The 14,521-nt window shown below is 42.2% G+C and carries 13 protein-coding genes; 9 read left to right on the top strand and 4 right to left on the bottom strand.

Translation table 11 applies throughout. The annotated features are described in order from the left end of the window. Positions 1 to 195: 195 nt before the first annotated feature. The 4 genes from HFD85_RS15990 to HFD85_RS15975 form a co-directional block, all read right to left on the bottom strand. Complete coding sequence (locus HFD85_RS15990) at positions 196 to 891, bottom strand: ABC transporter ATP-binding protein (RefSeq protein ID WP_167612100.1); 696 nt, start codon at positions 889 to 891, stop codon at positions 196 to 198. Between the two features lie 62 nt (positions 892 to 953). After that, the gene (locus HFD85_RS15985) at positions 954 to 1,322 is read right to left on the bottom strand and encodes a four helix bundle protein (protein WP_167612097.1); all 369 of its coding nucleotides are present in this window, start codon (positions 1,320 to 1,322) and stop codon (positions 954 to 956) included. A gap of 163 nt (positions 1,323 to 1,485) precedes the next feature. After that, positions 1,486 to 2,736, bottom strand: a complete 1,251-nt coding sequence (locus HFD85_RS15980; protein WP_167612094.1) for an efflux RND transporter periplasmic adaptor subunit — start codon at positions 2,734 to 2,736, stop codon at positions 1,486 to 1,488. A 15-nt stretch (positions 2,737 to 2,751) separates the two neighbouring features. Beyond that, positions 2,752 to 4,107 carry a TolC family protein gene (locus HFD85_RS15975; protein WP_167612091.1) on the bottom strand — a complete coding sequence of 452 codons (1,356 nt, stop codon included), beginning with the start codon at positions 4,105 to 4,107 and terminating at the stop codon, positions 2,752 to 2,754. A gap of 471 nt (positions 4,108 to 4,578) precedes the next feature. Here HFD85_RS15975 and HFD85_RS15970 point away from each other — a divergent pair, with 471 nt between their 5' ends. From HFD85_RS15970 to HFD85_RS15930, 9 genes are all read left to right on the top strand, one after another. Next, positions 4,579 to 5,943 carry a sigma-54-dependent transcriptional regulator gene (locus HFD85_RS15970; RefSeq protein WP_167612088.1) on the top strand — a complete coding sequence of 455 codons (1,365 nt, stop codon included), beginning with the start codon at positions 4,579 to 4,581 and terminating at the stop codon, positions 5,941 to 5,943. A 6-nt stretch (positions 5,944 to 5,949) separates the two neighbouring features. Next, positions 5,950 to 7,287: a sensor histidine kinase gene (locus HFD85_RS15965; protein ID WP_167612085.1), complete on the top strand. Its 1,338-nt coding sequence runs from the start codon at positions 5,950 to 5,952 to the stop codon at positions 7,285 to 7,287. A 124-nt stretch (positions 7,288 to 7,411) separates the two neighbouring features. Continuing rightward, the gene (locus tag HFD85_RS15960) at positions 7,412 to 7,834 is read left to right on the top strand and encodes a PaaI family thioesterase (protein ID WP_167612082.1); all 423 of its coding nucleotides are present in this window, start codon (positions 7,412 to 7,414) and stop codon (positions 7,832 to 7,834) included. Continuing rightward, positions 7,831 to 8,961, top strand: coding sequence for a chorismate-binding protein (locus HFD85_RS15955; RefSeq protein ID WP_167612079.1), 1,131 nt, complete (start codon positions 7,831 to 7,833; stop codon positions 8,959 to 8,961). The genes HFD85_RS15960 and HFD85_RS15955 overlap by 4 nt, the downstream gene beginning before the upstream one ends. A 4-nt stretch (positions 8,962 to 8,965) precedes the next feature. Continuing rightward, positions 8,966 to 10,660, top strand: a complete 1,695-nt coding sequence (menD, locus tag HFD85_RS15950) for a 2-succinyl-5-enolpyruvyl-6-hydroxy-3-cyclohexene-1-carboxylic-acid synthase (RefSeq protein ID WP_167612076.1) — start codon at positions 8,966 to 8,968, stop codon at positions 10,658 to 10,660. Continuing rightward, complete coding sequence (menB, locus tag HFD85_RS15945) at positions 10,635 to 11,453, top strand: 1,4-dihydroxy-2-naphthoyl-CoA synthase (RefSeq protein WP_167612072.1); 819 nt, start codon at positions 10,635 to 10,637, stop codon at positions 11,451 to 11,453. The genes menD and menB overlap by 26 nt, the downstream gene beginning before the upstream one ends. A gap of 9 nt (positions 11,454 to 11,462) precedes the next feature. Beyond that, positions 11,463 to 12,371, top strand: a complete 909-nt coding sequence (locus tag HFD85_RS15940; RefSeq protein ID WP_167612071.1) for a 1,4-dihydroxy-2-naphthoate polyprenyltransferase — start codon at positions 11,463 to 11,465, stop codon at positions 12,369 to 12,371. Continuing rightward, positions 12,368 to 13,417 (top strand): o-succinylbenzoate synthase, encoded by a 1,050-nt coding sequence (gene menC, locus HFD85_RS15935; RefSeq protein WP_167612069.1) that lies wholly within the window; start codon positions 12,368 to 12,370, stop codon positions 13,415 to 13,417. The genes HFD85_RS15940 and menC overlap by 4 nt, the downstream gene beginning before the upstream one ends. After that, complete coding sequence (locus HFD85_RS15930) at positions 13,414 to 14,487, top strand: AMP-binding protein (protein ID WP_167612065.1); 1,074 nt, start codon at positions 13,414 to 13,416, stop codon at positions 14,485 to 14,487. The genes menC and HFD85_RS15930 overlap by 4 nt, the downstream gene beginning before the upstream one ends. Positions 14,488 to 14,521 lie beyond the last annotated feature (34 nt).

Here is a 14,521-nt window from a genome sequence, read left to right as displayed (position 1 = left end):
CCTTTCATAATTTGGGGGTTTAATTGTACCCTTTCCCTTCTCTTCACTTCTTTAAGTGCCAGCGGCACGATGTATTGGTAGCAAAGGCAACACTGCGTTGGCAAAAGTCCCATTGGGACGGTGTTAGAATTATTATTTTGGACTTCTCGAAACGTTGTCCATCCGGGACTCCAAATCTACTTTTCCGTCTGGCTCCTAGAGTATTTCAGCCATTCTTTCGTTTACGTTTTCTGTCAGTACCTGGCCATCGAAAAGGTTGATCACACGGTGAGCAAAACCTGCATCGTGCATCGAGTGTGTTACCATAATAATGGTTGTTCCTTCGCGGTTTAATTCTGTTAAAAGGTTCATGACTTCGAGGCCGTTTTTAGAATCAAGGTTACCGGTAGGCTCATCCGCAAGGATCAGTTTCGGGTTGGCAACCACAGCACGACCAATGGCAACACGTTGTTGCTGACCGCCGGATAATTGTTGCGGAAAGTGTTTGGCGCGGTGTCCGATTTTCATGCGCTCCAACACGGCATTTACCATTTCCTTGCGCTCGCTGGCTTTCTTTTTCAGGTAGATCAACGGCAACTCAACATTTTCATAAACTGTGAGTTCGTCGATCAGGTTAAAACTCTGGAAAACAAAACCGATGTTTCCCTTGCGCATCATGGTGCGCTGGCGTTCTTTGTAGTTACCAACTTCGGTGCCGTCGAAAAAATAATTTCCCTTACTCGGATTATCGAGTAACCCTATAATATTCAGCAAGGTTGATTTACCACAACCTGATGGCCCCATAATGGCTACAAATTCTCCGGCTTTTACTTCAATGTCAACTTCATTTAAAGCAAAAGTCTCCACTTCCTCAGTACGGAAGATTTTTGTTAGTTTTTCAGTCTTGATCATAGTACAATTTGCTTAGAGCAAAGCGGAAAGGGCTAAGTGTTAAACCCAATCACGCTTCACTTTCAATTAGTATTTTTTAAAATTGATTTTCTGAAATTTGTAATTTTTCTGCTTAGCGCATCTAAATCATTTAAAATATGGTCCAATTCTTCCTGCTTTATAAATTGTCTTCTGAAAGCAACAAATGAAATGTTGGCAGTTTCAAAAACTGACCTTCTGGCGAAATTCAAAAAATTGGCGAAATCCTTATCTGAAAAGGAACCTGAACCTTCAGCGATGTTATTGGAAATACTTAATGATGCACTTCGCAACTGTTCGGCAACACGAAAACTTTTTGCATCCGTCAGCTTTTCAGCTAAGTCGAATAAGCGGTCGTTCATCTCGATCGATTCTTTCCAAATATCCAAATCCATAAATCTGAAATGTGCCATAACTTTAGTTTTTGCATGGGGCAGAGAGCAAGGAGCTAGGTGAAAATTCTCATCTCTCTTTTACCAATTTGGTTAATATTCTAATTGTCTTTTTATCTCAATTCCATCCTTATTTATATCCCACCTAATGAACTATTCTCTCTTGGCTCTTTGCTCTTAGCTCTTAGCGAAGTATCAGTTTATCATTGTCGCCAAATAAATCATAGCCAGAAGTTATTACTTTCTCTCCGTCCTGCAGACCATCGAGAACTTCATAGAATTTCGGATTTTTGCGGCCAATTCTGATGTTTCGCTTGGTAGCGAAAGCTCCCGAAGGATCAACTACATAAATCCATTGTCCGCCGGTGCTGTTAAAAAAGCCACCGAGGCTAACAAGTGTCGATTGCTCCGGCTGTCCCAACTGCAGGTTGATGTAATACGTTTGCCCGGTACGGATATTTGTTGGCCGCTCATCGGTAAACACCAGGTCGATCTGGAACTGAGAGTTACGAACTTCAGGATAAACCTTTTTCACTTTCAGGTTAAAAAGACTGTTCTGGCGCTCGAATGTTGCACTTAAACCTGCCCGAACGCGGTCGATATAATGTTCATCGATCAGTGCTTCTATTTTGTAATCGGTGAGCACGTTTATTTGTCCGATTCGGGTACCTCTTCCAATACTTTGCCCAATCTCAGCATCCAGCATTCCGAGCTGACCGTCTACAGGAGACTTTACATTCAGGTTGTCCAGTCGTTCGTACACCAGGTCGAGCGTTTTCTGCATCTTTTTCAGGTCCTCTTCCAGCTGGATCATTTCTGTGGCCATGATCATCGAATCGTTGTCAGCCTTCATTCTGTTGATCTTCTGCATTTCAAAAGCATATTCGTAATCTTCTTTTGCTGCCAGGTAATCTTCCTTCGATGCCAGTTCATCTTTGTATAAAGCCTGCTGCTGCTCGTAGTTTCTTTTCTTTTTAATGATATCGAAATCCGAATTCAGCAGCAACCGTTTCGATTCAATGCGGGCCGACTCGAAACTTATTCGTGTTTGCCGTAGCATATTTTGTTTTTGCGCCAGGTTCGACTCGCTGTTCATAATCTCCTGGTATAAAGACCGGTTTTCGAGTACTAATATTACATCTCCTTTTTTCAGATCGGCCCCTTCCTCTATTAAGCGTTCCTTCACCTGCCCGCCTTCTTCGGCATCGAGGTAAATGGTTGAAATCGGCTCAACAGTTCCGTTGGTTCTTATGTAATCGTTAAACTCGCCATACTTTACTTCTTCGATAGTAATTTTATCACGGTCAACTTTTAAAGACGAAACATTCGCGTCTTTTAAAATTTTAAACATCAGGAATACAAAGGCCAGTGCCCCCACCACGTAAATGATGTGCTTGGGTCTGATGCCCTTCTTTTTCTCAATTTTCCTGTCCATTCCCATAGCTGCAACTTAATTATTTGGTTCTGTTTGAAATATTGTTTTCCCCATATAAAAATCGAGGGTTTTTCTTTTAATCAGATACATAAGTTTCGTACGAAGCAATTCGCTTTGTGCATTCGAAAGCAAATTTTTGCTGGCATAGAAATCAATAATGTTAAACATGCCCTGCTCCTTTTTCTTTTCAGCGACCTCGAATGCCAGCTGGTTCGATTCGGTTTGTTTTTTAGCCTGAAGGTATTCGGCTGAAACGGCAGATAAATCTTGACAATAGGATTCGATTTCGTAATACAGCTGATTTTTGAAATTCTCGAGATCCACCTTTTCTTTTTCCAGGCTCAGCTTTTGCTGCTTGATTTCGGAACGCGATGCCCAACGGTTAAATATAGGTACCGAAAGTGAAACTCCAACCGACTGCGAAGCATTGTTTTTAAACTGACTTTTAAATCCAATAATATTTCCGTCCTGATCGGTACTTGTTTCGGTGTAACCGGTGTAGTAACCACCGCTTAAATTCAGCGAAGGATAAATACCACCTTTTGCAATCGACAGTGCCTTTTCAACCGCATTCAACTGTTGCATCTTAGCGCGTACTGATGGCAAAAACTGCATAGCCAGCATAAATACACTGTCGGCATTTTCATACACCGGGTATTCAATCAACTCTGAATCCTTAATGTCTTCAAGCTGCAAATCTTCATTAACCGGAAAATTCATGCTTCGCTTCAAATTCAACAAAGCTGCTCTGTAACTGTTTTCGGTTCGAATAACCAGTAGCTCTTCATCGGCCAGACGGGCTTCAATTTCAAGTAATTCGGTACGTGCGCTTAATCCAACTTCGGCTTGCTTTTGCACCTTTTTCAGGTTGAGTTCCGAGAGTTCCTTTTTTTCCTTAACAATCTCAAGAAAGCCCTTGTAATAAAGTGCATTGTGAAAATCTTCCATCACCTGAAAACCAATCTCAACACGCAGGTTTTTCTCATTCTCAACACCTGCCAGGTACATAAAACGGTTGTAGGCAACCTTATTGTTCATTATAAAACCAGCAAAAATTGGCATCCCGGCATTTACAGAATAACTATTTGAAGCATAACTGTTAGTGGTATAAGTATTATCGTTGGGATCGACTGACCGGCCAAAACTTATATTGTAACCGGTTCCGGCGCTGACGTATGGAAGTCGGTTTCGTTTCGATTGATTAAGTGCTTCCTTGTATTTCTGAGTGGTAATGTTTTGAGATTCTATATCAAGGTTGTTCTCCATGGCATAGCTGATGCAGTCGTTTAACGACCAGGAATCCTGAGCATGTGCGGCATTGAAGGAAACCGTTACCGAGAGAACTAAAATTGAAAGAATATTTTTTAGCATAGCAAATTCATAGTTTTCTGTAACTAATGCCAAAAAAGTGCCAACAATATTAAAAGCTGATTATCAATCGATTAACTCGAACAGCATATATGCGCTGTAAATAAAATTGACAAATTGTGTAAATTTTTTTGACAGTTCATTTGAATAATATCTTGTTGGGTGTACCTTTGAGAAAATGATAATAAACTGAAATGCAATGCTTTAAAACACTGTAGGATGTTAAGCGAAAACTTTTGCATCAAATTTGAAAACAGGGAAAAGAGGTAATGTGGCTAAAGCCAGTTTTTTAAACAATATTCATCCGTTGGCTAAAGCCAACGGGAATAGATTGAAAAATTTTGAAACTCAAAATTGCTGCCATCGAGCTTAGGCAATAGGAAAAGATTGTAAAACAGTGAATTATTGCCGTCGGTTTTAACCACGGTAAATGAAATAAAACAAATTTGGCTTTAGCCACATAAACAACAAACCATGTCAAAAGGCAAAATACTGGTTGTCGACGATAACAAAAGCATCCTGAGTGCTCTGGATATCTTACTTCAGGATGAATTTGAAGAAATCGTCACTATTTCAAATCCGAATCAGCTACCATCCTTGGTGGAGAGCCAGGGATTTGATGTTATTTTACTCGACATGAATTTTTCGGCCGGGGTAAATTCCGGCAACGAAGGATTGTATTGGCTGGGGCGCATAAAAGAACTTCAGCCCGAGCTGGAAGTGGTGCTTTTTACTGCTTATGGCGATGTAGAATTAGCAGTGAAAGCGCTAAAACAGGGAGCTACCGATTTTATTCTAAAACCATGGGATAACGATAAACTGAAAACTACCCTCCGCAATGTGTTGAAGTTGCAGCAATCGAAAAAGGAAATTGTAAAACTGAAGCAAAAACAGCGTGCACTAAAAGGCGAAATAAAGAAAGGGAATCATTTCATTATTGCGCAATCGCCGCAAATGAAGCACATTATGAACCTGGTGCAAAAAGTAGCCGTAACCGATGCCAACGTACTGATAACCGGCGATAATGGTACGGGTAAAGAACTAATCGCGCGCGAACTGCACCGCTTATCAAAACGTTCGGAGGAAATTCTGGTAACAGTTGACATGGGTGCCATTAGCGAAACGCTTTTCGAAAGCGAACTGATGGGCCATAAAAAAGGAGCTTTTACCGACGCCCGCGAAGACCGCACCGGGAAAATAGAAAATGCTAACAGCGGCACACTTTTCCTCGATGAAATAGGCAACCTTCCACTCCACCTTCAACCTAAATTGCTGTCGGTTTTACAAAACCGGCTGGTTACACCGATCGGCTCAAATAAAACCATTCCGGTGGATGTGCGCCTGGTTTGTGCCACCAATTGCAACCTCGATAAAATGGTAAACGAGGGAACGTTCCGTGAAGATTTACTCTACCGAATCAATACCATTCAAATTGAAATTCCCCCGTTACGAGAGCGCCCGGAAGATATTGAAGCCATTGCCAATTATTTTGTATCGATATACAGCCACAAATACCGCAAACCGAACCTGGGAATAACACAGTCGGGGATGTCGAAACTTGTTTCGTACCAGTGGCCCGGAAATGTGAGGGAACTGCAACATACCATTGAAAAAGCTGTAATTTTAAGCGATACCAATGATTTGACACCTGACGATTTCTTTTTTAAACCGTCGATGACCGGTTTGAATGATGTTTTTGACGGGACAATTGAGGAAATGGAAATTAAAATGATTTCGAGGTTATTACAGCGAAACCGCAATAACTTAACCGCAGTGGCAGAACAGTTGGGAATTACACGACAGACCTTGTACAACAAAATGAAAAAATACAACCTTTAAAAAACGATGGCCAGCCGAAACTTTTACTACAAAATACTTGTACGTGTGCTTTTGCTTTTGGCGAACGCCCTGCTTCTTGGCTGGTTTATTTTTGGCAACGGGGTTCAAATGATCAGCATTTTCTTTTGTTTTATTCTCATTCTTCAAACCACTGAGCTGATTCATTTTCTGAACCGCACTAACCGCCAGATTGCCTTCTTTTTCGATGCCGTTCGAAATGATGATTCCACCTTAAATTTTCCGGAAAAAACCGGCAACAGATCATTGAATGAGCTGAACAGCAGCCTCAATAACCTGAATGATCTGATCAAACACATCAAATTCGATCTTGAAGAACAGGAACAATATTTTAAAACCATACTAGAGCAGGTGACGGTAGGAATTATCACTTACAACAGCCGTGGTAATATTTTTTTGGCGAACACCTCTGCAAAGCGGCTTTTACAAAACGAACACCTCAACCACATCGACCAGCTGACGCGCATCGATAAAAAGTTGTTTCTGGCCGTGAAAGAAATTCAGCCCGGCGACAACCGACTGGTAAGCATCAACAGTAAAAACGGACCGGTTCAGCTGTCGTTGAAAGCGACACATTTTAATACCGCAAGCAACAATCTTACGCTGGTCACCATTCAGGATGTTAAAAACGAAATGGAGTCGCAGGAACTGGAAAGCTGGATAAAACTGATCCGCGTGTTAACGCATGAAATCATGAATACGGTGGCCCCGATCACCTCGCTTTCGCAATCCATTCTGGGCTTTTATAAAAACCTGGATGGAAATCCACCTTCAGAAAAAGTCATTTCCAACACCATAAAAGGTTTGGAAGTGATTAACGAACGGGGAACCGGTTTGATAAGTTTTGTGGAAACCTACCGAAAACTGACCCGCATTCCGCAACCCGACAAAAAAACGATCAAGGTTAGCCAACTGTTTGAGCAGACACTTATTCTTCTGGGAATAGAAGCAAATACCGGTCATATTCAAATCGATTCGCAGGTAAATCCCGCTAATCTCGAAATATCAGCAGATAAAAAGCAGATATCGCAGGTGCTCATCAACCTTCTGAAAAATGCGGTTGAAGCCCTGAAAAACACGGAAAACGGTCAAATTAAGCTTGCTGCCGCTTACAACGAAAACAGGCGCATTGAAATTACGGTAAGCGATAATGGCCCCGGCATTTCGGATGAACTGATCGATAAGATATTTATTCCTTTTTTCACCACAAAAGAGTCCGGGTCTGGTATTGGCTTAAGTCTTTCAAGGCAAATTATGCTCTTGCATGGCGGATCGCTAAAAGTAAAAACCCAACCCGGCAACACTGCTTTTACCCTCCTCTTCTGATTCGTTTTTTTAAAGCTGACTTATTCGCTACCAATTGTTTTATTATTTTTGTCGCTTCGATATCATTTTTAAAACTCGCAGTAATTGTTATAATTGCATAACAGACTGCAAGTAGACAAAACGGATGGATGAGATAAAAGCATTGAATGAATTTTGTGCCCAATCGATGATTGGGTTACTGGGTATTACGTTTACAGCTGCCACATCAAGCAGTATTCAGGCTACGATGCCAGTAAGTAATAAAACCAGCCAACCCAATGGGTTTCTGCATGGCGGAGCCTCGCTGGCGCTGGCAGAAACACTGGCCGGAGCAGGTTCGTACATCCTCGTCGATCGCGAAAAATTCAATGTATTCGGCATGCAAATTTCGGGAAATCATGTTTCAACAGTTACCAAAGGAGTACTGACTGCCAATGCCAGGCTGATCCATCAGGGAAAAACAACACATATTTGGGATGTAAAAATTACTGCGGATAATAATAAACTTATTTCGACAGTAAGGGTTACTAATATGGTTGTTGAGAAAAAGAAAGAGGAGAACGAATGAGGGAGGTAAAAACATCAATAAAATCAATTCAGGAAACCCTATCAGTTTGTTTGGAAAATAATCTGACGTTTGCGGCTTATCGCTTACCCAATAAATCCAAACCTGAACTCATTGTACAACAACAACACGAAATTCTGCCGGTAGAAAACCTGGCGAATATTACATCCCTGAACGGTTTTTTAGTAGCTCCGTTTATTCAGTCGGCTGAAAATCCGATGTTTCTGATTCAACCCGATTTTTATTTTAAAGGTGAAGTAAGCGAAGAGCAATTCGATGAGCTCATTCAAATAAATCATTCGGATAAAGCCAGTTCAAACGAGGAACTTCCGTACGAAGTAAGCAAGGACGAATACCTCGGACAGATCGAAAAAATAATCGGCTCAATCAAGAATAACGATTTTCAGAAAGTTGTGCTGAGTCGTACTAAAATTGTAAACAACAACCTGACCGGACATATTCCTGAATTGCTATCAAAATTGTGTGACCGTTTTCCGAATGCGTTTATTTATATTTTCAACACGCCCGGAAAATTATGGATTGGTGCTACGCCAGAACCCTTTGCGGTGCTGAACAACGAAGTATTTTATACTTCCTCGGTAGCCGGAACAAAGGAAAACACAGATAAATACCGCTCAATAGAAAACTGGGGAAGCAAGGAAATTCTGGAGCAACAATACGTTACCGATTACATTAACAGTGTGTTGAATGCCAACCACTGGGAAAATATTACTCATACAGGGCCTTACGTAAAAAAAGCAGGTAATCTGCTGCACTTGCGAACCGATTTTACTTCGGTTTCAGGGCCATCGAATGGCAACCTGGGGCACCTGATCACCAACCTGCATCCTACGCCGGCAGTGTGCGGCTTTCCGAAAAAAGAAGCACTGCAAATAATCAGCGAAGTTGAAAAGCATAACCGCGAATACTACAGTGGCTTTTTAGGACCGGTAGGTATGGGACAGCCCGTAACGCTATTTGTCAACCTGAGGTGTATGAAAATTGCCGGCTCTAACATTGTTCTGTATTCGGGCGGTGGCCTCACCATCGATTCACATCCGGTAGACGAATGGTACGAAACCGAAATAAAAGCCAGCACGCTGCTTTCGGTAATCCGGGAAATTCAATAAACGAATGGCGCACCAGCTGCAACATATTACCGATCTCGCAGAGCTGCTTTTCACCCATGGAGTCGAAGATATTGTAGTATCTCCCGGCTCAAGAAACGCACCTTTGATCAGGGCATTCTATAAACGATTTGGTAATGCCTGTAAAAGTCTGGTAGATGAACGAAGTGCAGCCTATTTTGCTCTTGGTCAATCGATAAAGACAGGAAAACCAACAGTACTGATCTCAACATCGGGAACAGCGGTTTTAAATTACGCGCCGGCAATTGCCGAAGCTTTTTATCAGCAGGTTCCGCTTTTGGTCATTACTGCCGACCGCCCTGCAGAATGGATCGGGCAGCAGGATAACCAGGCAATGCAGCAAAAGAATGTGTATCAGAATTACATAAAAGCAAGTTATTCACTTCCGGTTGAATCCGCTCATTCAGACGATCTTTGGATGGCGCAACGGACAATTAACGAAGCTTATCATAAAACACTTTCAGGAAATCCGGGACCGGTTCACGTAAATGTTCCGTTGCGGGAACCGCTGTATGATAAATTACCTGAATTTTCAAAGAATCTTTCTGTAATTCAGAAAGTTGAAATAGAAAGTATTTTTGCTGAAAACAGTTCTATTGCAGCAGAATGGCAGCAAGCGAAATCGATAATGCTGGTTTGTGGTCAACTTTCTCCGGCTGCAGCTTTGAAACACGAAATTCAAAAACTGTCTGGCGATCCGAGATTGGTAGTTGTTGCTGAACCATTATCGAACCTGCAAGAAGTGGCTACCATTTCAAATCCTGAAGTGACGCTGAACAGCAAGGTTGAATATCCGGCCGAAGCCATTCCGGAACTGGTCATCTACTTTGGCGGACAGGTAGTTTCAAAAAAGATCAAATTGTTTCTACGCGATTTAAACAGCACAAAATTCTGGTTTATTTCACCTGAGCAGGAACTCATTGATACATTCCAGAATATTAGCACTCACATTCAGACCAAACCATTAGCAGTTTTTCAGAGTTTGAATGCAGATGCAGCTTCAACCAAAAGTTCTTTTAAACAGTTTTGGGAAAAGGAAACTAAAAATGCTACTGCATTGACAAGAAAGTATACTGAGAATCTTTCTTATTCAGACTTGCAGGTTTTCAGAAATATTTCAAAATATTTACCTGAAAACGCGACTGTTTTTGCAGGGAACAGCAGCGTTGTGCGCTACCTCTTATATTTCGGTCAGAAAGAAAGAAAATACTATTCCAACCGGGGCGTTTCCGGAATCGACGGTAGTTTATCGTCGGCAGCCGGGCTGGCCTCGAAAACCAATGAAACGGTTTATGCCATAATTGGCGACCTTGCCTTTGTGTATGATTCGAATGCTTTATGGAACCGCGACCTGCCTAAGAACCTGAAGATCATCCTGATGAACAACGAAGGCGGTGGAATCTTTCATCTGCTAAAAGGACCATCGGAACACGAAGCATTTTTGCCGTTGGTTAATGCACATCACCCGGTCGATCATCAAAAACTGAGCGAAGCTTTTGGGTTGAACTATCAGCTTTGCACCTCAGAAAAAGAACTTCCTGCTTGCATTCAAAATATGGAAAACAACGAGCAGACTGAATTACTTGAAATCAGAACTCCAAATAACGGAGAGCCACAGATAACAAAAGATTTTTTCAAATTTTTAAATGAAAATTATGGAACGGAAGTGGATAACCCTTAAAGAATACAGCGAAATTAAATTTGAGTTTTTTGAAGGCATTGCCAAAATTACAATAAACCGCCCGCGTTACCGGAATGCTTTTACGCCCGATACTACGCAGCAAATGATAGATGCGATGGTGCGCTGCCGCGAAGATGCCAACATTGCTGTGGTGGTACTTACCGGCGAAGGCGACAAGGCTTTTTGTGCCGGTGGCGATCAGAATGTGAAAAATTTTGGCGGCTACATTGGCAGCGACGGTGTTCCGCGATTGAACATTCTTGATATGCAACGGCACATTCGCTCGATCCCGAAACCGGTGATTGCCATGGTGAATGGTTATGCCATCGGCGGAGGGCATGTGCTGCATGTGATCTGCGACTTAAGTATTGCATCAGAGAACGCAATCTTCGGACAAACCGGCCCGAAAGTGGGAAGCTTTGATGCCGGCTTCGGATCATCGTACCTTGCGCGAATTGTCGGACAGAAAAAAGCCCGCGAAATCTGGTTCCTTTGCGAACAATATTCGGCACAGGAAGCACTGGATATGGGACTCGTAAACAAAGTTGTTCCTTTCGACCAATTGGAAGACACTGTGGTGGAATGGGCGAAAAAAATGATGCAACGCAGTCCGCTGGCCTTGCGTATGATTAAAGCCGGATTAAACGCTGAACTTGACGGTCAGGCCGGATTGCAGGAGTTTGCCGGAAACGCCACTATGCTTTACTACATGACCGAAGAAGCGCACGAAGGTAAAAGAGCATTTTTGGAGAAACGGGATCCTGATTTTCAGAAATACCCGAAATTTCCTTAATTTAAAGGTATGGAGAAGTTGAAATTCTGGATAGAAGCTTTCAGGTTGCGCACCTTGCCGCTGGCATTGTCGAGTGCAATACTCGGAAGTTTTCTGGCCTATGCCGACGGACAATTTAATTCGCTGGTGTTTGGGCTGGCAATTTCTACCACCATATTTCTGCAAATACTTTCGAACCTGGCCAACGATTTTGGCGACTCGCAACACGGTACCGACAACGAAAACCGACTCGGACCATTGCGAACTGTTCAAGCCGGAAAAATCTCTAAAACAGAGATGAAACGCCTGATTGCACTTTTCGTCGTTCTCTCGTTGATTTCAGGGGGATTATTGATTTTCTCCGGGATAAAAACAGCGAATGCAGGAATGATCATCCTGTTTTTTGTATTGGGGATAGCCAGCATTGTTGCCGCTATAAAATATACCGTTGGAAAGAATCCTTACGGTTATTCGGGCATGGGCGATATTTTCGTTTTCATTTTCTTTGGACTACTCGGTGTTTGCGGAACTTATTTTCTGCACACCAACCGCATCGATCCCTTACTATTTCTTCCTGCTGCTTCAGTAGGATTGCTAAGTGCAGGCGTTTTGAATCTAAACAACATGCGCGACATTGAAAACGATGCCGCCAGCGGAAAACGAACTTTGGTCGTTCGGATGGGCTCACACAAAGCAAAAATCTATCACGCTTCGCTGATCATCCTCTCCCCGCTTTTATCGCTTATTTATGTCATCAGAACCTGGGAATCGGTATACCAGCTGATGTTTTTGCTTTCGGTTTTTCCGCTCGGATTTCATTTGTATGAGGTTTTCAAAAACCATGTACCCGATAAACTGAACAATCAACTGAAAGTACTGGCGCTTACCACCTTTTTCTTTTCGGTGACCTATTCGCTGGGAATTTTTCTAATAAAATGATACAGGCTTCCTTTTCAAAACGGACTTTAAATTTTAAACTGCCTGCAGGCACTTCGCGCGGTGTGCTTACCAAAAAGGAAGTGTTTTACCTTACACTGACAGATTCTGCAAATCCTTCGAGAAGAGGAATCGGAGAAATTGCACCTATCCCAAAATTAAGCCCGGATGCAATTCCTGAATTGGAAGAAAAAATAGCTGAACTCGTTCGAAACATTAATCGAAACGAAACAATAGATGAAAAGGATCTGGTTCATTTTCCGGCGCTTCGTTTTGCTTACGAAACAGCATTGATAGGACTTAAATCGGAATCACCGGTTTTGTTATACCCTTCTGAATTTACTTCGGGAGAAGCTGGCATTCCGATTAATGGTCTGATTTGGATGGGCAATAAAGAATTTATGCTGCACCAGGTGGAAGAGAAACTGGCAGCCGGTTTTACCTGTTTGAAACTAAAAATCGGAGCCATCGATTTTGAATCGGAACTCGATATACTAAAATCGATCAGGAAACGGTTTCCGGTGGAACAGCTCGAAATCAGGGTGGATGCCAACGGCGCTTTTGCAGCTGGGAATGCACGTTCAATTTTGGAGGAACTTGCAAAATTCAAACTTCATTCAATCGAGCAGCCGATTAAAGCCAATCAGGTGGAAGAAATGAGGAAATTGTGTGTTGCAACACCGCTGCCAATTGCACTTGATGAAGAGTTGATTGGAATTACGGATTATTCAGAGAAAGCAAAACTTCTGGATGAGATCAAGCCACAATATATTATTCTGAAACCGACTTTAACAGGTGGAATCAATGCCTCTGAAGAGTGGATTACGCTTGCAGAAGAGCGCGAAATCGGTTGGTGGGTAACATCGGCTTTGGAGTCCAATATCGGATTGAATGCGATTGCACAATGGACCGCGACTTTGGGAACTTCCAATTTTCAGGGATTGGGTACTGGTGCATTGTTCACCAATAATATCTACAGCCCATTGTATGTCTCGGAAGGTTATATCCGGTACAATCCCAACATCAACTGGAATCTGGCTGAGCTATGAAAATGAATTCGGAAATAAAAGGACTTACGCTTGATAAGCGGTACTTTGAATTAGCCGAGCTGATCCTTTATTGCGAGGTTCAAATACAAGCCGGAACAGATCCTGTTTGGAAACTGGATGTGTACCGTTTCATACTTGATTTCCTGTCGGATTCGGATAGCATTTTGCAACGCACATCAGGAACCACCGGCGCCCCTAAAAATATAGAATTACCAAAATCAGCCATGCTGGCCTCTGCCCAAAACACCATCGATTTCTTTCATCTAAAAAAAGATGATGTAGCTGTACTTTGCCTGCCGATTCAATATATCGCGGGTAAAATGATGGTGGTTCGCGCATTGCTTGCAGGATTAAAATTGCACCTTATCGAGCCTGGTGGAACGCCGGATTTCGCGGGAATCAGCAACATTGATTTTTGTGCCATGGTCCCGATGCAGGCGACTCATTTACTTGAAAATAAAAAATGGCCAAAGCTTAAAACGTTGATTCTTGGTGGCGCCGAAACCGGAAATGAATTGTTGCAACAACTTCAAACTGTCGATACTGAAGTTTACGAAACTTATGGAATGGCTGAGACCAGTTCACATGTTGCCCTCAAAAAAATAAACGGGAAAGATCGTGAGCAGCATTTTATGGCCTTACGCGGCGTGCAACTCTCAAGCGACGAAAGAGATTGTTTGGTTATTAAAACCTCTTATTTGCCGGAGAAACTGATCACAAACGACAGTGTTGAATTCATAGCCCCCAATCAATTTAAATGGCTGGGCCGCTTCGATAATGTAATTAACTCAGGTGGACTTAAAATACAACCTGAATCGCTCGAGAAAAAGTTTCAGGAAATACTTGATATGCCCTGTGCCGTTATTGGAGTTCCGGATGAATTACTCGGACAAAAAATGATTCTGGCTGTGGAATCTTCGTTAGCAAAAGATGTTGACCAAATCCTAAAACAACTGGCTCCACATTTCGATAAAAAAATGCTGCCCAAACAAATTTATTTCGTTCAGGAATTTCCTAGAAACGAGTCTTTTAAAGTGGATAGGAAGGCGCTTCTGAAATTGATTTCCTAAAGCCGCAACTATGTATTGGATTTGATTTATACTG

The sequence above is a fragment of the Maribellus sediminis genome (genome assembly GCF_011799805.1).
In the GTDB taxonomy this organism is placed as follows: domain Bacteria; phylum Bacteroidota; class Bacteroidia; order Bacteroidales; family Prolixibacteraceae; genus Draconibacterium; species Draconibacterium sediminis_A.
The sequence above is the reverse complement of the archived record's forward strand: the minus strand, read 5'-3'. Positions and strand labels throughout refer to the sequence as shown.